The sequence below is a fragment of the Pusillimonas caeni genome (genome assembly GCF_003545815.1).
Lineage (GTDB): Bacteria > Pseudomonadota > Gammaproteobacteria > Burkholderiales > Burkholderiaceae_B > Pusillimonas > Pusillimonas caeni.
Genome location: NZ_PDUW01000004.1, coordinates 112261 through 129863, shown reverse-complemented (window position 1 = coordinate 129863; position 17603 = coordinate 112261). Strand labels below are relative to the sequence as shown.

Sequence of the window (17603 nt, the reverse complement as noted above, 5' to 3'; positions counted from 1 at the left end):
TATGCTGCGTAAATCATTTTCCGGAATGGGCTTGCCGGCCACGGGCATTTAAGCTTGCCGTCAGTACCGGCTGGCCTGTCCCTTGCTGATGAGGGCGGTGGCAAAATCATGTCACCGCCCCTCTATCGATACCGGGAAGACTTCATGGCCAAACTCGATCCGTCGCGCCGTCGTTTCCTCAAAGCCAGCAGCATCGCGGGCTTGACGGCCTACATCGCGCCGTTCGGCAGCAGCGCCTATGCGGCCTTGTTCGAACAGAAGCTGGTGGAGCCCGTGCCTTGGGACGAACGCACGGGTCTGTCTTCTTTCCGCGTCGACGGGCCGGCCAAGGTGCGGGGCGGCAAGATATTCGCGCTGGACGTGCGCGCCCGCGATCTTCCGCACTGGCCTCAGCATCAAAGCCACGCGCTCATATTGCGAGCGACCCGGGCCGACGCGCCCTACCAGGGCTTCGATCTGTCCAGGCTCGAGCCCGACCTGGCGCCCGACCGTATCGTGACTGCCGCCGATCTCGAAAGGGACGGCGTGGCGTTCACGGAGTATTACGGCGAAGACATGCTGCTGCCCGAAGGAAAGACGCCGGCCTACCTGGGCCATGCGGTGGCCATATTGATCTTTCACGATTTCGCGCGCTTCCGCTTGGCCAAGGACGCCTTGAAATTCCGGCAGGATGTGCTGCACTATGGCGAGCGCACTGGGCCGCTGCAGCGCGATCCCTGGGGTACGTTCCGCTTCGTCAGGGTGGGCGGCGAGACGCCGTTCGACGAAGACGTGTTCTCCAGCCTCAAGGAAGCCCCGGTGTTTCCAAGCCAGATGCGCAAGCAGCTTCCGGTGTGGCCCGATGGCAAGGCGCATGGCGAGCTGGGCGAAGAGGGCATGTTCCATGCGCAGCAGATACGGGCCCGCCTGGACGACCCGCCCGAAGACTGGCTGGTGCTGGACCGCAGCTACCAGACGCAGTCCATCGATACGGCATCGATGGAGCTGGACAGCGCCAACTGCTGGTTCGATGAAAAGGCGCGCGTGATGCACATGGTGGTGCCGACGCAGTCGCCCAGCGAGGTGGCGGCCACGGCCGCGACCATGCTGGGCAAGTCCTCGTTCGACGTTCAGACGCTGGTGCTGCATCCCTGCTACACCGTGGGCTATGGTTCGAAAGACCACTTCAACATGCCGTATTACGGCCTGGTCTGTGCGCTGTACGGCGAAGGCCGCCCCGTGCGCATCGCCAACGACCGCTACGAGCAATTTCAAACCTCGCTCAAGCGCCACGCCTTTCATATCGACTACCGTATCGGCGTCGACCGCAAGACAGGCAAGATCCGCTCGTTCGTGGCCGACATGACGGCGAATGGGGGCGGGCGATGCAATTTTTCGCCTTCGGTCGTGATGGTGGGCGCCACGGCCGCGCAATCGGTCTACTACATTCCGCAGTCCGATCTGACGGCGCGGGCCGACGCCTCGCGCGCAATCGATGCCGGCTCGGCCCGGGGCTACGGCACGCTGCAATCCATGGCCGCCACCGAGATGCTGGTCGACGAGGTCGCGGGCAAGCTGGGTTTCGATCCCATCGACTTCCGCCTGCGCAATGTGTTCAAGACCGGCATGAAGAACACCCAGGGCGCCATACCCGCCGGAGCTCTTCGCGCGGACGAAGTCATGGAGAAGGCCAGGCGGCATCCGATCTGGCAGGAGCGGCAGCGGCGCAAAGCGGATTACGAGGCGAACCACCCGGGACGCCTGTATGGCGTAGGCTTTGCCTGTGTGCAGAAAGACTTCGGCACCGGGGCGGAATCATCACTGGCCAAGGTCGAGCTCACGCGGGAAGGCAAGGTCATGCTGCGGCACACGGGCACTGAAATCGGCACCGGCACCGTTACGTCGCAGGCGCTGGCCTGTGCGCAGTGGCTGGGCTCGCCGGCGACAGACGTGGGCTTTGCCCTGACCGACTGGCCCGATCTGCCTATCTATTCGAGCGGCGATCCCTATACCATGAGCCAGGAAGACCAGGACAGGCTTGCCGCCGATCCGGCCTGGACGCCCGCCTACGCCTCTCCGGCCAGCGCTTCCAATTCGGCCTACTACTACACCCATACGACGCGCGAGGCCTGTCGCCTGATATTCCGGCACGGCCTGTGGCCGGCCGCGGTGGCCATCTGGAGCCAGGGCATCGGCTCGGGGCAGGCCGCGCCTTACGTACTGCGACAGGAAGATGCCCGCTGGGAGGCCGGACGCCTTACCGCCGCCGGCATGCAGCCCTTGACGCTGGCCCAGCTCGCCGCCAAGGCGCACGAGATGGGACTGGTGGTGGGCGCGGTGGTTCACGCCTTCAACCGCTGGCAATGGGCCGAGGCCGACTTTCCCATCGGCGACGCCGCCGAACGCCTGCCCTTGGATGCGCTGGCGCTGGCCTATGGACAGCCGGAAGGGTCAGGCGGCGGGGCTGCCGGGACGAAGACGGGCAGCGCGAACGGAGCAGCCGGCGGAGGGGGCGCCGCCGCCGGAGCGCAGGAGCAAAGCCCCAACACGCGCCAGATGACGGGACACGGCGCAGGAGGCGGCGATGCGGGGCAGGACAGCGGCTCCACGACTGAAGAAGGGGACGACACGCCCACTTCGCCGAACCCGCCCGGCCAGTCCGGCCTGCCTTACGTCACCAACACCGGCGTCGATCCCCTGATCGCGACCCGCTCGCGCACCGGGCTGTCGTACCAGGTGATTCCCCGCAGCAAGGTGTTTTACCCGCCGGTCCAGCGCAACAACGCGGCCGTCACCTATTACACCGCCATGGCCACCCTGGCTGAAGTGTCGGTCGACCAGGGCAGCGGCGAGATCGAACTGCTGAACCACCATTCGATCATCGAATGCGGCAACCTGCTTTCGCCGCAACTGGTGTCGGGCCAGATCGAGGGCGGCATCGCCATGGGCATCGGCCACGCTCTGTACGAACACCTGCCGCTTTATGAGGACGGTCCGGGCAACGGTACCTGGAACTTCAATCGCTATCATCTGCCGCGCGCGAAGGAAGTGGCGTTGTGGACGCAGACCGCGGAAGTGCTCCCGCCACTTTCCGACACGGACCCGCCCAAAGGCATGGCCGAGGTGGTCATGATTCCCATCGTGGGCGCAATCGTGAACGGAATCGCGCATGCCACGGGATTACGTTTCTACACCCTCCCCGTAACGCCGGAGCAGATACAGGAGGCCATGGGATGAGCCTGCGCACGATACCAATCAGCCTTACCATCAACGGCGAGAAGATCGGGCCGATCGAAGTGCCCGAAGGCCTGATGATGATCGATTTTCTGCACGAGTACGCCAACCTGACCGGTACCAAGCTGGGCTGCGGGCAGGGCGTATGCCACGCCTGTGCAGTCATCCTCGACAAAGAGGACGGCAGCAGCGCGACGGTGCGCAGCTGCATTACCGGAGTGGGCTTCTTCGCCAACCGAAGCATCCGCACCGTCGAGGGACACGCCAAAGCCGGCGGCGAAGGCGCCGCCCCGCCTATGTCTCCGGTACAGCAGGCCTTTCTCGAGCACTACAGCTTCCAGTGCGGTTATTGCACGCCGGGCTTCGTCAACGCGGCCACCGTGCTGATCGAACGACTGCAGCGCGAGCCCATCGAACGCAGCCGGGTCGAGCAGGTCGTGACCGACTCGCTGAACGAGCATATTTGCCGCTGTACGGGCTACGTTCGATACCACAGCGCGGTGCGCGACCTGATTCTCGCCACGCCGGGCCTGACCAGGGAGAACGCCGATGCGAGCTAAGACACGCAAACGCTGGGGTATTGTGCTGGTCGTCGTCATCCTGCTGGGTATCGGGGCTGCCGTCGTACTGTCCGGCCTGCTGGACCCGCGCTACGAAACCGGCGCCGCCGACGGTCCGGAGGCAGCCGACCGTCAAATGCTGGATCGGGGCAAATATCTGGCCCAGGCGGGCGACTGCATGGCCTGCCATACCGCTCAGGACGGGCCGCTGTATGCGGGGGGCGTGCCGATAGAGACGCCGTTCGGCACCATCTACGGCACCAACATCACGCCCGACAAGCAGTACGGCATAGGACAGTGGACTTCCGCCGACTTCTACCGTGCCCTGCACGACGGCCTGGCGCCCGAGCATCCGCTTTATCCGGCCATGCCCTACACCACCTACCGGGGCATGTCGCGCGAGGACAGCGACGCCCTTTACGCTTATCTGCGCAGCGTGCCGCCCATTGCGGTGCCCAACAAACCGACGGAAGTGCCGTTTCCCTTCAATATGCGCTTCCTCATGCGCGGCTGGAATCTGCTTTTCTTGAAGGACGAACTGCCCGACGTTTCCAAGGGCGAGTCGCAGCAATGGCTGCGGGGGCGCTATCTGACCAACGCTTTGGGGCATTGCACCGAATGCCATACGCCGCGCGGCGCCTTCGGCCAATTGGATCTGGGCGCTTCGTTCGAAGGCGGCACGCTGGGGGACCTGAATTCACCCGACATCACGCCGGAGGGACTGGCACGGCGCGGCTGGACGCCGGAACATCTGCAGCGCTTTCTGGCGCTGGGCATTTCGCCGCTGGGGTCGGCCTATGGCGATATGTACGAGGCTTTCCACTTCAGCACGCGGCACTTGAGCAAGGACGACAATCAGGCCATGGTGGCCTATCTGACGGGCGATGAGCCGTTGCCGCCGCTTGCCTTGCCCGCGCCGGCCGACCAGCAGGAGGCGCCGCAGGCCGGATTGACCACTGGCCGGTCGATCTATCTGGCGGTATGCGCCGGCTGCCATGCCATGAACGGCGAGGGCAAGCCGGGCGCCACCGTGGCGCTCAAGGGCAATTCGACCCTACGCAATGCCGATGCGCACAACCTCGTCCACGTCATACTGCACGGCCTGGAAGCCCGCTCGCTACCCGAGGGCGACCGCCAGGCCATGCCGGGATTCGCCGGCGAACTCGATGACGAGCAGATCGCCAGGCTGGCCAATCATCTGCGCACGCGCTGGGGCGGGCAGAAGGGCGATGTGCAGCCGGGGGACGTGGGGGCCTTGCGCTGAGGCCGCCCTGCGCCGGCCGGCACCCGCGGTAGCGGCTCGCCGAGGCGTCCGCGGCGACAGGCGTTATCCCGCCGTCGCGGACCGCAGGCCGCCGGCGCGGCGGGTCGCCAGCGCCAGCACGAAGGTGAGCGCCAGCGTGGGTAGGGCAGAGCCGAAGCCAGGCGCCCATTGCGCCAGGCCATGGTAAAAGGCGATGCCCAGCAGCCATAGCCCGGCGCAAATGGGTTCGATGCGGCGCGTCGGTGCATCGACATTGCCGCCCAGCGACAGGCGGCCCAGGATCACGCCATAGAGCGGCACGAATACCGAACTGAGCGTCAACAGAAAGGGCTCCAGGCTGTGCATGGGCAGCACCATGGCCAGGCAGATGCTGAGCGCCGCCAGGGCCAGGCCCCAGCGCTTGATGCTCCATTTCGGCTTCAAGCTGTGGGCCGACACCGATCCCGAATAGATGTCGCCATAGGCGTTATCCAGTTCGTCGATCATGATCAGGCCCAGGGCGATCAGGCCGCCCTGCGCCAGCAGCAGGGCGCTGACCAGGCCGGTCTCGGGCTCTACCGCGCTGACGATCATCACGCCCAGGCCGTAGCACCAGATGTTGGCCACGGCATAGCCCAGCCAGACTCCGCCCAGCGCGCCGCGGCCGCTGCGGCCGTGACGGGCGTAGTCGGCCACCAGGGGCAGCCAGGAAACCGGCATGGCGATGACCAGGTCCAGCGCCGAGAATAGGCTCATGCTCCCGTCGCCGGGCCGGTGCCAGAGTTCGGCCAGGCCGCTCGCGCGGAGCTGGCCCGCGAACTGCCAGCTCAGCCAGATCAGCGACAGCACGACCAGCGGCAGGCCGAAGCGGGCGACGAAACGCCGCACCAGCCCTATCATCGAGCCCGACAGCAGGGCGATCAGCACCCCGCCCCACAGCAAGGTGGGCAACACGACGGCGGCGAGCGCGCCCAGGTTCAGGCCGAAGGCCTCACGCGCGATGGCGGCCGTTCCTTCGCGCATGATCACGAGCTCGAAGGTGGTCCAGCCGAGCAGCTGCACGATGTTCAGGAAGACGGGCAGCCGCGCGAACAGGCTGCCGTAGCTGCGGTGCATGAGCCCCGCGCTGGACCGCCCGCTGTCGCATCCCAGCTTGGCCACCCAGGCCAGCAGGGCCGCCCCCAGGAGGGAGCCCAGCAGGATGGCGAATACGGCTTCGCGCAGGCCGGTGGCCGGCACCAGGTAGGCGCCCACCTGCATGACCAGCAGGCCGACGCCCAGGCTGAACCACAGCGAGGCGTGCTCATGCCAGCCGAATACGCGTTCGTGTGCCGAAACGGGAGTCAGGGCGTGATTGCCCGATGTAGAAGAGGTGGAGCTTGTCATGTCGTTGCCGTCCGTAAAGGCAGGAGCGGCAGGCATGGCGGGAAGCGGGTGCGCGCGGGCGCGGTGCTTCGGCGTGCATGGTCGCTTTCCTGCGCGAGGATGATCTCACAGGTTCAAAGGGACTGTCTCAGCCGCGGTGAAACGCGGCACCCCTAGCGAATGCTTGGATGAATCAGCGCCAGATTGTACCCAGTTTGCCGGCCGAAGGCCATGGGCCGGTGCAGCGGGCGGCGGCGCGAAGGCTAATCGAACTTGACGATGTTGAAGGCCAGGCGGCCCTGATCGTCGCGCGAGACGTCGTAGCCCAGGCGCTCGTGGATGCGGTTGTCGTCGTGAAAGGTAAGGACGACGGGCTTGATCTGCTCGATTTCGGGCTCGGTGACGTAGACCGAGTTGCAGATGATGACTTCGTCGCCACGCTGGCAGGTGCGGGCCGCCGCGCCGTTCAGGATGCAGCAGCGCGAGCCGCGTTCTCCGTAGATGACGTAGGTGCTGATGCGGGCGCCCGAGGCCTTGTTCCAGATGTCGACGAACTCCATGGGCAAAATGCCCGCGGCTTCGCAGTGGTCGGGGTCCAGCGTGATGGAACCATGGTAGTTGAGGTCGGCACCGGTGACGCGGATGCCATGGAGCTTGCCCCGTACGACTTTTCTCACGTTGATCTCAGAAGAAATGAATGCAACCGTTATTGTAGTTATTTTGCCGCCGGGCCGCCCCAAGGCAAAAAGCGCCCCCTCGGGGGGCAGCAAGCAGGCGCGAGCCTGCGCAGCGTGGGGGCTTTTTTGCCGCCGGGCCGCCCCAAGGCAAAAAGCGCCCCCTCGGGGGCAGCAAGCAGGCGCGAGCCTGCGCAGCGTGGGGGCTTTTTTGCCGCCGGGCCGCCCCAAGGTTCGGCGCCTGGCGAATCCGAGCGGCATGCAGGCCGCGAGGCGGACAGCAAGCAGGCGCAGTCTGCGCAACGCGGGGGCATTTTCGAGTCCGTGTTCCGTACGGGGTCGGCCATGTCGGCCGACGATGAGCATGTGCACCATATTATAATCAAGGGCACATCCCATGGAACGGACATCATGATTGCTCTTCTGGAAGCGCAGCGCGCGGGCTTGCTGGGTTGGAAGCACTGGTACGCCAACATCGTGGCGGGAGTCATCGTGGGCGTGGTCGCCCTGCCGCTTGCCATGGCCTTCGCCATTGCGTCGGGCGTCAAGCCCGAGCAGGGCCTTTATACTGCCATCATCGCCGGGCTGGCGGTTTCGCTGCTGGGCGGCAGCCGCGTGCAGATCGCCGGGCCGACCGGAGCCTTCATCGTCATCCTGTCCGGCATCGTGGCCCAGCATGGTGTGCAAGGCCTGCAGATCGCCACTTTCATGGCGGGCGTCATACTGCTTCTGTTCGGGCTGGCCAGGCTGGGCGGCGCCATCAAGTTCATCCCGCGTCCGGTCATCATCGGCTTTACCAGCGGCATAGGCGTCATCATCTGGGTGGGGCAGTGGAAGGATTTCTTCGGGCTGCCCGTGTCGCCCGCCGGCCATTTCCACCAGAAGCTGTGGACGCTGGCGCAGGCCCTGCCTTCCTTGCACCTGGCCACGACGGGCGTGGCCGTGCTGTCGCTGCTGCTGGTGCTGTATTCGGCGCGCCTGCCCGGCATGCGCCGTGTGCCGGGGCCGCTGGTCGCCTTGGTGGCGGCCACTGTGCTGCAGGCTTTATTCCAGTTCGAGGGCGTGGCCACCATAGGATCCGCTTTCGGTGAAATCCCGCGCGAGCTGCCGCGCATGCAATGGCTGCCCGTCACGCTCGACCGCGTCGTGGAGCTCATCGGACCCGCCTTCGCCATCGCCATGCTGGGCGCCATCGAGTCCCTGCTTTCGGCGGTGGTGGCCGACGGCATGGCCGGCACCCGGCACAACTCCAACCAGGAACTGGTCGGCCAGGGCATCGCCAACATGGCTGCGCCGCTGTTCGGCGGAATCGCGGCCACCGGCGCCATTGCGCGCACCGCGACCAACATCCGCAACGGGGGCAGCAGCCCCATCGCGGGCGTGGCGCATTGCGTCACGCTCGTGCTCATCATCCTGGCGCTGGCGCCTTATGCGGCCAATGTGCCCCTGGCCGCCCTGGCCGCGATCCTTTTCGTGGTGGCGTGGAACATGAGCGAGGCCAGGCACTTCCTGCGCATGGTGCGGCGCGCGCCGCGCGCCGACGTGGTGATCCTGCTGGTCACCTTTGGGCTGACCGTGTTCGCCGATCTCGTCGTGGCGGTCAACATCGGCGTGGTGCTGGCCATGCTGCATTTCCTGCGGCGCATGGCGGGCAGCGTGGCGGTGTCGCGGCAAGGCGGGCCCTCGCTCGATCAGGAGCTGGCCGGCCTGCTGCGGGACCGCGGCCTGGCGCGCCTGCCCGACGACATCATGATCTATCAGATCGATGGCCCGCTTTTCTATGGCGCGGTCGAAACCTTCGAGCAGGCGCTGTCCGACACGGGCGGCGCGCCCGCCGTATTGCTGATCCGGCTTGGGCGCGTGCCCTTCATCGATGCGACCGGCTTGCGCACGCTGGAAAACCTGGCGGACGCCCAGCGTGCAAAAGGCGGAAGGGTGGTGCTGGCCGAGGCCAACGATCGGGTCCGCAGCAAGCTGCAGCGCATGGGCCTGATCGAGAAGATCGAGGGCGGGGATCCGGGCGCTTCGTTCGAACAGGCGGTGGGCCGGCTTATCGAGAATCGGGCCGCTTGAGCTTGGGGTTGTCCAGGGCGCCGCGGGCGCCGTAGCTGACGCCGTGCTGGGCCAGGTAGTCGCGTATCAATTGGCGCACCACCTGCGACGGGGTCAGATCCTGGCTGGCACAGAGCTGTTCGAATGCTTTTTTCTTGCGCGGGTCGATCAGGACGGTCAGGCGGGCGGTCTTGTTTTCCATGGCGTGTAGGGACGATGATGTGCTTGCCATTGTAATTCAATGCGCATCGCAGGCGACCATTGTCCCGGCGCCCGGCCGGCCTGCAAGCGCTCATCCGGCCGGACCGGCCCTGGCGCGGGTGTCTGGCGCCGCTCTGGACGCAAAGCGGGGCGTGCGTCGGGCTTAGCGGCGGGCGGCGGGCACGACGAAATCCTCGTCCGTCATGAACAGATAGCGCACCGCGTCGATCAGGGCCAGGGCCACCACCAGCGGCGCAAACACATACAGAATGATCAGGTAAATGATGCCCCAGCCTATCTGGCCCAGGTAGAAGCGGTGCGCGCCCAGCCAGCCCAGAAAAATGGCCAGCACGATGGCGATCTTGCGGGGGCTGTAGCGCCGTCCCAGTTCGCTGTCCTTGTTCTTGATGATCCAGTAGCTGATGGGCACGGTCAGCGCCAACGCGATGAGGATCTTGCCGCTGTGCCGCAGCACGTAGTCATGGACGGCGTAGTACAGGTCGGCGAAATTGTGGAACACGATGCCGGTGAGATAGCTGAACCATGCCAGGGCCTGATGGACAATGGTTTCGCCGAAGGTCAGGGCGACCAGGACGATCAGGAATACGGCAATGATCAGGGAGATTTTCTTTAGCATGGCGGCTGTGGGCTTGCAGAGGGTGCTCTCAGTATACGTGCATCATGGGGCGCCGCCGCTTGCTCGGGCAGGGCGCCGGACGGCGGCGCGCATAGCGCGGCGCACTATGGACCGCGCCGCCCCAGGCGCCACAGCGTGGTCACTTCGGCGCCGCGCGCCTCGTGCAGCGGGTCGGAAGGGTCCAGTGCCTTGGGGTGCTTGGGACGCGCGTCCAGCCTGCCCAGCACTTTGAGCCCGCCGGCTTCGATGGCCTGGGGCAGGAAGTCGCGGCTGCGCAGCCCCAGGTGTTCGGCCAGGTCGGAAAGTATCAGCCAGCCTTCACCGCCGGGCAGCAGATGTTGGCCCAGCCCGCCCAGAAAGCCCGCCAGCATGCGATTGTCGGGATCGTAGATGGCGGTTTCTATGGACGATGTGGGACGCGCGGGCAGCCAGGGCGGGTTGCAGACGATCAGGCCGCAGCGGCCCTCGGGAAACAGGTCGGCATGTTCCAGCACGACGCGGTCGGCCAGCCCGAGCCGCTCGATATTGTCGCGGGCGCAGGCGAGTGCGCGCTCGTCGACGTCGGTGGCGACCACGCGTTCTACGCCGCGGTGCGCCAGCACGGCCGCCAGCACGCCGCTGCCCGTGCCGATGTCGAAGGCCAGCCGGGTGTCCGGCAGGGGTGCGTTGGCCACCAGGTCGATGTATTCGCCGCGTATGGGCGAGAAGACGCCGTAATGGACATGGATGCTTTGCTGCAGGGCCGGGATGATGACTCCCTTGCGCTGCCATTCGGCCGCGCCCAGTATGCCTTGCAGCACGCGCAGCGGCAGCAGGGCCGCCTCGTCGATGCGGCCTAGCACGGCGCCGCAGGCGGCCTGGACGTCGGGCGCGCGGCGCAGCGGGATGCGCAGGCCTTCATCCAGAGGCAGCAAGAGCGAACCGAGCAGGCGCGCGCGACGGGACTGCGCCAGGCGGTGCTGGTTGAAAGCCTGTTGGGGCGTCACGGCGGCCTTGCTGCGTTTTTTCTTGTCGACCCGGCGCGCGAGCGCGTCGAGCAATTGGCGGGCGTTGTGGAAGTCTCCCCGCCACAGCATGTGGGCGCCCTGATTGGCCAATTGAAAGGCGGCGTCGGCGGTCAAGGTGTCGTCCACCACGACGATGCGCCGGGGCGGATTGCCCGCATGTTCGCCCAGCCACAAGGCGGTGCGTGATTCGCCGTTTTCCATCCAGGACACGTGAAGAGGAGGAGTTGGACGAGACTGGGTCTGCATGGAACGAGAGGCCGTGACGAAACAAGCGTGATTGTATGGGAAGGCCGGCGTTTGTGCGCAGCATTCCGCAACGGCTTCAATCGACCGCGTCCCTGGGCAGGCAGGTTTGGCGCACGGCGTGCTCCCAGCGCTGCATGTGTTCGGCGGCCTCCTTGCGATCGAGCCGGGGCGTGAAGGTTTTTTCGGCGCGCCACAGCCGGCTCAATTCATCCAGTCCGGAATGCACGCCGCTGGCCAGGCCGGCCAGCAAGGCTGCGCCCAGCGCCGTGGTCTCTATGACTTCGGGGCGCACCACGGGCAAGCCCAGCAGGTCGGCCTGGAACTGCATGAGAAGGTCGTTGGCGCTCGCGCCGCCGTCGACCCTGACTTCGGACAGCGGCGCCGACCCCGCGGCCGCGGCGTCGCGCTCCATGGCCTGAAGCAGCGCGGTGCTTTGGAATGCAATGCTTTCGAGCGCGGCGCGCGCGATGTGAGCCATGGTGGTGCCGCGCGTAAGGCCCGTCACCGTGCCGCGGGCGTCGGGCTGCCAGTAGGGGGCGCCCAGGCCGGTGAAGGCGGGGACCAGCACCACGCCGCCCGAATCGGGCACGCTGTGCGCCAGCGCCTCGATCTGCGGGCTCTTCTCGAAGGCGTGCAGGCCGTCGCGCAGCCATTGCACCACGGCGCCGCCGACGAATACGCCGCCTTCGAGCGCGTAGTGGCGCACCGCGCCGGCCTGCGCGGTGGGCGTGGTGATGAGGCCGTTCTGCGAGACCTGGAAGCGTTCCCCGGTGTGCATGAGGGCGAAGCAGCCGGTGCCATAAGTGTTCTTGGCCATGCCGTCCTGAAAGCAGGCCTGGCCGAACAGGGCGGCCTGCTGGTCGCCGGCCACGCCGCAGATGGGAATCGGCCGGCCCAGCAAGGCCGTGTCGGTGACGCCGAATTCGCCGCAGGAAGGCAGCACGTCGGGCAAGAGGTTTTCCGGAATGTCCAGAAGACGCAGCAGCTCGTCGTCCCACCGGCCTTCGCGCACATTGAAAAGCATGGTGCGCGAGGCATTGGTGATGTCCGTGGCATGCACGCCGCCGCCCGTGAGGCGCCAGATCAGCCAACTGTCGACCGTGCCGAAAGCCAGCTTGCCGGCCTGAGCCAGGCGGCGTGCGTCGGGCGTCTCGTCCAGCATCCATTGCAGCTTGGTGGCCGAAAAATAGGCATCGATGCGCAAGCCCGTCTTGTCGAGTATGCGCGATTCCAGCCCCTGTTCGCGCAGCCGCGCGCACAGGGGTTCGGTACGGCGGTCTTGCCAGACGATGGCATTGCCCAGCGGTTCGCCGGTGTCGCGATGCCAGAGCACGGTGGTTTCGCGTTGGTTGGTGATGCCGAGGGCGTGGATGCCGGCGGCGCCGACTCCGGCCTTGTCGATGGCCTCGCGCGCGGTATCCAGCTGCGTCTGCCAGAGTTCGGCCGGATCGTGCTCGACCCAGCCCGAGCGCGGAAATATCTGGCGGATCTCTTTCTGGGCGCTGGCCACGATGCGGCCCTGGTCGTCGAACACGATGCTGCGGGAACTGGAGGTGCCCTGGTCCAGAGCGAGGATATATGGCATGGCGGTGTGGTAGCGATGTTGTGATGGCCGTCGTGACGGCTCAAGCGTAACCCGGCTCGGGGTGTTACGCTAGGGAAGCTGTGAACGGAGGCATCTGCGAGGGCGGGATCACAATGACGGCATCCACCACTACGGACTCCCTGGCGCCTCTTGGCCCGTCGTCCGGCGCGGCGACCGGCAGGGCGTCCATGCTGGGCCGTCTGGACAACGGGCCCTTCGACCTGGTGGTGGCGGGCGGAGGCGCAACGGGCCTGGGCGTGGCCCTGGACGCCGCCTTGCGAGGGCTGAAGGTAGCCTTGCTCGAATCCCATGATTTTGCCAAGGGTACATCGTCCCGCGCCACCAAGCTGGTGCACGGCGGCGTCCGCTATCTGGCCCAGGGCCGCATCGGCCTGGTGCGCGAATCCTTGCGCGAGCGTTCGGCTTTATTGCACAACGCGCCCGAACTGGTCCGGCCGCTGCCTTTCGTCGTGCCCGCCTACCACTTTTGGGAGATCCCCTTTTATACGGCGGGCCTGAGCCTGTACGACGTGCTGGCCGGCCGCGACGGACTGGGCGCGACCCATGTGCTGAGCCGCCGGCAGACCGGAAAGCGTCTGCCCGGGGTATGCATGAAGGGTCTGGTCGGAGGCATCGAGTATTGGGACGCCCAGTTCGACGATGCCCGACTGGCGGTGGCGCTGGCACGCGCGGCCGAGGCGGCGGGCGCGGTGGTGCTCAACTATGTTCGCGTGACGGGCCTGATCCATGAACGGGGCAGGGTGGCGGGCGTACGGGCGCAAGACACAGAAACGGGGCAGGACTTCATGCTGCGATCGCCCTGCGTCGTCAATGCCGCCGGGGTCTGGTCCGACGCGCTTCGCCGTCTCGACGCCCAGGCTTCGGACCGGCCCGTGCAAGACCTGATCAGGACGAGCCGCGGCACGCATCTGGTGGTCGATCGGTCTTTCTTTCCGTCCGACCGGGCCTTGCTGGTGCCGCGTACGGCGGACGGCCGCGTGTTGTTTGCCGTGCCGTGGCTGGGCAAGGTGCTGCTGGGTACTACCGACGTGGCGACGGACGAATTGACGCGCGAGCCTCGCCCCGACGACGCCGAAATCGACTACATCCTGCAGGAGGCCGGCCGCTACCTGCAGGTGCAGCCTGCGAGGCGTGACATCCGCAGCGCCTGGGCCGGCCTGCGGCCGCTGGTCGATCCGGCGGCCGAGGGCGCCGCCGCCGGCCCCGTGGCGACGCGCAGCATCAGCCGCGAACATACCGTCGAGATCAGCGCCGCCGGACTCGTCACCGTGGCGGGTGGCAAGTGGACGACTTATCGCGCCATGGCGCAGGACGCGCTGGAAGCCTGCGCCCGCGCCGGCCTGTTGGCCACATTGCCGCCTTGCCGCACGCAGGACTTCGTTCTTGCGGCCGCGGCCGGACCCCGGGCCGGGCCGGCTCATGGAGCGCAGCGAGGAGGCGATGTGCTCGGCTCGGCGGGCTTGACGCCGGCCATGATCCGCCATGCCGCACGACACGAGTACGCCCGCAAGGTCGAAGACGTGCTGGCCAGGCGTTCGCGGCTCCTGTTCCTCGATGCGGCGCTGGCCGCGCGGGCGGCACCCGACGCGGCCCGTATCCTGCAATCCGAAACCGGAGTGGATGCGGGGCTGGACGATTTTCTGCTTCTCGCCCGGCGCTACGGCCTGGGCATGGTTTGAAGCCGGTACGGGCGGGACCGTCAAGGCAACGGGAGGCCCGGCGGCGGTGGCCGGCAGGCCTATTCCGCGAAAAGCGTGCGCGCACCCTCGAAACGCTGGGCGAAATAGGGATTGGCCAGGCTGTCGATACGCACCCGGCCGCCACTGGACGGCGCGTTGACGAACCGGCCTTCGCCGATATAGACGCCGACATGCGATAACGGCCGATCCAGGGTATTGAAGAACACCAGATCACCGGGATTGAGCTTGCGGCTGGATACCGGTCGGCCCAGCCGTGCGATCTCGGCGCTGTTGTGGGGCAGCCGCACATCGGCGGCGGAACGCATGACATACGCCACCAGGCCGCTGCAGTCGAAGCCTTGCTCTGGATAGCGGCCGCCATAGCGGTAAGGTGTGTCGAGCAGGGATAGCGCCGCCATGGCGACCTCGCTGCGCTTGGCGGGATCGACGGAGATGGCGGGGTGACGGCTCATTCCGTCTACGGAGGAAGGCCTCGGGCCGGCGCACCCTGCCAGTAATAAGGCGATCAATGCAGCCAGCAATGAAAATAGCTTTGTTCGCATGGCGGGCCGTGAGTTGAAAATACAACATTAGGCTTGCAAGACGCCCTCGTCAATTGCGGAATTGGCCGCGGTTCACACCAGGGCGTCCAAATAAAGACACCTTTTCATACAATTACATATAAAAATAGGGGTAAATCCTGATCAATTTTTTATTGTATGAACGCTTAATTACGTTATATTGACACAAACTTCCTTAAAATTCGTACAAAGTTACGTTATTTATACGTTTACTTACAAAATCCATGCAGTCATAACTGTGACGGATTGATAATTGTCAAAATACAGAAACTCGGCAAGTTGTATTATTTCGCCAGCTTTTTAACGCAAATTCGGCCTAAATATTTGATAAAAAGCCGTTTATCAGAAATTTATCAGTTCAGAGCTTAGGTAACTGCTATTTTCAATAAAGTAACCATACGATTCTGACGCGACATTTTCATAATTTCGGGTTAGATTTACAACGTTTGTATTCAAACGTACCGTTTCATTTTCGGTATAAGCAGTTACATTTTTTCGGTTTCCGCACCCTCCAAGGAGTACATCGTGTCCAGCAGCGACAACCTGCCCCCATACGAGAGCAGCTCGGCATTAAAAGATATCCAAGAAGTCAACCTTACTTATCTGATGCTTGCCCAGCGTCTCTTGCGTGAAAATTTCGCGGCAGGGATGTTCCGTCTTGGTTTTTGTGAAGACGTCGCCACCACCGTCATGCAGCTTTCGCCGGCGCAGATCGTCAAGCTCGCCAGCTCGGGCCTGCTCATCTGCGGCTTCCGGCTCGACGACTATGGCCTGCTTTCCGCGCTCAGCCAGGACGTGCTGGGCGGGGCCCTGCAGCAGGCCCATTCCACCATTCTCCTTTCCCAGCGCGCCCCCGAAACCATTATCGAACCCGCCGTCTAGGCGCTGCCGGGAAACCCCATGACCGTCAAAAGCGTAAATCCCGGCGCCGCGAAAAGCGCCGGCAAAAGCGTGAGCAGGGAAGCAGAGGAAATCCTGCTGGCCAGCGACATGATCCGCCTGGGCGCCCGCCTGCAGGTGCTGCAGGCCGAAACCTCGCTCAGCTATGATCGCCTTTCGCGCTTGTACCGCGAGATCAAGGGGTGTTCTCCCCCGAAGGGCATGCTGCCTTTTTCGGTCGACTGGTTCATGACCTGGCTGCCCAACATCCACTCCAGCGTCTTCTATGGCGTCTATCGCTATCTCGACACCTATACGCCCGCCAAAAAGACGCGCGCCCTGATCGAGGCCTACCGCCTCTATCTGGAGCAGGCGTCGGTGGGCCGGCCGGCCGAGGCTCTCGACGAGCCCGTGCTCAGTTTCACCCGTGCCTGGATGCTGATCCGCTTCGTTGAAAGCGGCATGATCCAGCTCTCTCATTGCACGCGCTGCACCGGCGGCTTCGTCGCGCACGCGCACGATCCGCAGCAGAATTTCGTCTGCGCCATCTGCCGGCCGCCCCCGCGCGCGGGCAAGACCCGCAGCCGGGTGCGCGCAGTCTGACCAGACCGCCGCCGGCTCCCGGCGCGCAAACGCTTGTGGATCCGAGGCCGGGGGGTGGGCGCGGCCGCCCGCGGCGGCCAGAACGCTGATCTAGCTTCGAAAAACCCCGTTGACGGACGCTTTTGTCGCAGCCGTTCGGGGCGATCATAGGGCACTATGCATTTATCGAGGATACGCTCGTGTTGATTCTTCTGGGCTTCGTCATCGTCATATTGTCCGTATTCGGCAGTTTTGTGGCTTTGGGCGGGCATATGGGCGCCTTGTACCAGCCCTTCGAATTCATTCTGATCGGCGGCGCCGCGCTGGGCGCCTATATTTCGTCCAACAGCGGCAAGTCGGTCGGCCTGCTGGTGCGTGCGCTGCCTTCGGTGTTCAAAAGCACGCCCTACGACAAAGAGCTCTACATGGAGCTCATGGCCCTGCTGTACGTACTGCTGAACAAGGCGCGCCGCGACGGCTTGATGGCCATCGAATCGGATATCGAAGATCCGGCAAAAAGCCCTATCTTCTCGCAGTATCCGCGCATCGTCCGCGATCCGCATTTGCTCGAGTTCATCACTGACTATCTGCGCCTGATGATCAGCGGCAATATGAGCCCCTATGAAATCGAAACCCTGATGGACCAGGAAATCGAAGCGCACGAAACCGAACGCAATATCCCGGCGCGCGCCCTGGCGTCGGTGGCCGACGCGCTACCGGCCTTCGGCATCGTGGCCGCGGTGCTGGGCGTGATCAAGGCGCTTGCATCGGTGGACCAGCCGCCGGCCATCCTGGCCGACCTCATTTCCAAGGCCATGGTGGGCACCTTTCTGGGCATTCTGCTGGCCTATGGCTTCGTCTCGCCCCTGGCGCAGTCGGTCGAGCGCCGCACGGTGGCGTCGGTCAAGGTGCTGGAATGCATCAAGGTCACCCTGCTGGCCAGCATGAACGGCTATCCGCCCCAGCTCGCGGTCGAATTCGGACGCAAGGTGCTGTATGCCATGATCCGTCCTTCGTTCGCCGAGCTCGAGGACCATGTCCGGCAGACCAAGGCGCCGCTCAAGAAGGCCGCATAGGT

At 65.2% G+C, this 17603-nt stretch carries 15 protein-coding genes and 1 riboswitch; of the genes, 8 read left to right on the top strand and 7 right to left on the bottom strand.

The genetic code is table 11. The annotated features are described in order from the left end of the window. Nucleotides 1-144 precede the first annotated feature (144 nt). The 3 genes from CSC67_RS10490 to CSC67_RS10480 are packed head-to-tail and all read left to right on the top strand — an operon-like array spanning nt 145 to nt 5037. A complete protein-coding gene (locus CSC67_RS10490) occupies nt 145-3216 on the top strand; it encodes a xanthine dehydrogenase family protein molybdopterin-binding subunit (RefSeq protein WP_118994480.1) in 3072 nt (1023 codons plus the stop codon). Then, nucleotides 3213-3773, top strand: coding sequence for a (2Fe-2S)-binding protein (locus tag CSC67_RS10485; protein WP_118994479.1), 561 nt, complete (start codon nt 3213-3215; stop codon nt 3771-3773). The genes CSC67_RS10490 and CSC67_RS10485 overlap by 4 nt, the downstream gene beginning before the upstream one ends. After that, nucleotides 3763-5037 carry a c-type cytochrome gene (locus tag CSC67_RS10480; RefSeq protein WP_118994478.1) on the top strand — a complete coding sequence of 425 codons (1275 nt, stop codon included), beginning with the start codon at nt 3763-3765 and terminating at the stop codon, nt 5035-5037. The genes CSC67_RS10485 and CSC67_RS10480 overlap by 11 nt, the downstream gene beginning before the upstream one ends. Nucleotides 5038-5100: 63 nt before the next feature. Here the strand turns inward: CSC67_RS10480 and CSC67_RS10475 are convergent, their stop codons facing one another. Both CSC67_RS10475 and panD read right to left on the bottom strand, forming a co-directional pair. After that, nucleotides 5101-6402, bottom strand: coding sequence for a purine-cytosine permease family protein (locus CSC67_RS10475; RefSeq protein ID WP_118994477.1), 1302 nt, complete (start codon nt 6400-6402; stop codon nt 5101-5103). Nucleotides 6403-6471: 69 nt separating this feature from the next. Continuing rightward, nucleotides 6472-6566: riboswitch (TPP riboswitch) on the bottom strand. 78 nt (nt 6567-6644) lie between these two features. After that, nucleotides 6645-7058 (bottom strand): aspartate 1-decarboxylase, encoded by a 414-nt coding sequence (panD, locus tag CSC67_RS10470; RefSeq protein ID WP_118994476.1) that lies wholly within the window; start codon nt 7056-7058, stop codon nt 6645-6647. Nucleotides 7059-7466: 408 nt separating this feature from the next. Between panD and CSC67_RS10460 the strand changes: the two genes are divergently transcribed. Then, nucleotides 7467-9128 (top strand): SulP family inorganic anion transporter, encoded by a 1662-nt coding sequence (locus CSC67_RS10460; protein WP_118994474.1) that lies wholly within the window; start codon nt 7467-7469, stop codon nt 9126-9128. Here the strand turns inward: CSC67_RS10460 and CSC67_RS10455 are convergent. From CSC67_RS10455 to glpK, 4 genes are all read right to left on the bottom strand, one after another. After that, complete coding sequence (locus CSC67_RS10455) at nt 9106-9309, bottom strand: CopG family transcriptional regulator (RefSeq protein WP_118994473.1); 204 nt, start codon at nt 9307-9309, stop codon at nt 9106-9108. The genes CSC67_RS10460 and CSC67_RS10455 overlap by 23 nt on opposite strands. Before the next feature lie 162 nt (nt 9310-9471). Then, nucleotides 9472-9945 (bottom strand): TM2 domain-containing protein, encoded by a 474-nt coding sequence (locus CSC67_RS10450; RefSeq protein WP_118994472.1) that lies wholly within the window; start codon nt 9943-9945, stop codon nt 9472-9474. Nucleotides 9946-10049: 104 nt separating this feature from the next. Continuing rightward, complete coding sequence (locus tag CSC67_RS10445) at nt 10050-11153, bottom strand: 50S ribosomal protein L11 methyltransferase (RefSeq protein ID WP_245220199.1); 1104 nt, start codon at nt 11151-11153, stop codon at nt 10050-10052. Nucleotides 11154-11274: 121 nt separating this feature from the next. Further along, nucleotides 11275-12783 (bottom strand): glycerol kinase GlpK, encoded by a 1509-nt coding sequence (gene glpK, locus CSC67_RS10440; RefSeq protein ID WP_118994470.1) that lies wholly within the window; start codon nt 12781-12783, stop codon nt 11275-11277. 113 nt (nt 12784-12896) lie between these two features. Here glpK and CSC67_RS10435 point away from each other — a divergent pair, with 113 nt between their 5' ends. Continuing rightward, the gene (locus CSC67_RS10435) at nt 12897-14483 is read left to right on the top strand and encodes a glycerol-3-phosphate dehydrogenase/oxidase (protein WP_167752841.1); all 1587 of its coding nucleotides are present in this window, start codon (nt 12897-12899) and stop codon (nt 14481-14483) included. A 59-nt stretch (nt 14484-14542) separates the two neighbouring features. Here the strand turns inward: CSC67_RS10435 and CSC67_RS10430 are convergent, their stop codons facing one another. Then, nucleotides 14543-14956: a C40 family peptidase gene (locus CSC67_RS10430; protein ID WP_245220198.1), complete on the bottom strand. Its 414-nt coding sequence runs from the start codon at nt 14954-14956 to the stop codon at nt 14543-14545. Between the two features lie 633 nt (nt 14957-15589). Here CSC67_RS10430 and flhD point away from each other — a divergent pair. The 3 genes from flhD to motA all read left to right on the top strand — a co-directional run bounded on the left by flhD (nt 15590) and on the right by motA (nt 17601). Then, nucleotides 15590-15946 carry a flagellar transcriptional regulator FlhD gene (gene flhD / locus CSC67_RS10425; protein WP_118994467.1) on the top strand — a complete coding sequence of 119 codons (357 nt, stop codon included), beginning with the start codon at nt 15590-15592 and terminating at the stop codon, nt 15944-15946. 18 nt (nt 15947-15964) lie between these two features. Then, the gene (gene flhC / locus CSC67_RS10420) at nt 15965-16546 is read left to right on the top strand and encodes a flagellar transcriptional regulator FlhC (protein ID WP_118994466.1); all 582 of its coding nucleotides are present in this window, start codon (nt 15965-15967) and stop codon (nt 16544-16546) included. Nucleotides 16547-16725: 179 nt separating this feature from the next. Further along, on the top strand, nt 16726-17601 hold the full coding sequence (motA, locus tag CSC67_RS10415) for a flagellar motor stator protein MotA (protein ID WP_118994726.1): 876 nt from the start codon (nt 16726-16728) through the stop codon (nt 17599-17601). Nucleotides 17602-17603 lie beyond the last annotated feature (2 nt).

Coding starts and splice junctions, on each gene's coding strand:
- CSC67_RS10490 (WP_118994480.1), top strand. CDS start 145: ATGGCCAAACTCGATCCGTCGCGCCGTCGTTTCCTCAAAGCCAGCAGC.
- CSC67_RS10485 (WP_118994479.1), top strand. CDS start 3,213: ATGAGCCTGCGCACGATACCAATCAGCCTTACCATCAACGGCGAGAAG.
- CSC67_RS10480 (WP_118994478.1), top strand. CDS start 3,763: ATGCGAGCTAAGACACGCAAACGCTGGGGTATTGTGCTGGTCGTCGTC.
- CSC67_RS10475 (WP_118994477.1), bottom strand. CDS start 6,402: ATGACAAGCTCCACCTCTTCTACATCGGGCAATCACGCCCTGACTCCC.
- CSC67_RS10460 (WP_118994474.1), top strand. CDS start 7,467: ATGATTGCTCTTCTGGAAGCGCAGCGCGCGGGCTTGCTGGGTTGGAAG.
- CSC67_RS10455 (WP_118994473.1), bottom strand. CDS start 9,309: ATGGAAAACAAGACCGCCCGCCTGACCGTCCTGATCGACCCGCGCAAG.
- CSC67_RS10450 (WP_118994472.1), bottom strand. CDS start 9,945: ATGCTAAAGAAAATCTCCCTGATCATTGCCGTATTCCTGATCGTCCTG.
- CSC67_RS10445 (WP_245220199.1), bottom strand. CDS start 11,153: ATGGAAAACGGCGAATCACGCACCGCCTTGTGGCTGGGCGAACATGCG.
- glpK (WP_118994470.1), bottom strand. CDS start 12,783: ATGCCATATATCCTCGCTCTGGACCAGGGCACCTCCAGTTCCCGCAGC.
- CSC67_RS10435 (WP_167752841.1), top strand. CDS start 12,897: ATGACGGCATCCACCACTACGGACTCCCTGGCGCCTCTTGGCCCGTCG.
- CSC67_RS10430 (WP_245220198.1), bottom strand. CDS start 14,956: ATGAGCCGTCACCCCGCCATCTCCGTCGATCCCGCCAAGCGCAGCGAG.
- flhC (WP_118994466.1), top strand. CDS start 15,965: ATGACCGTCAAAAGCGTAAATCCCGGCGCCGCGAAAAGCGCCGGCAAA.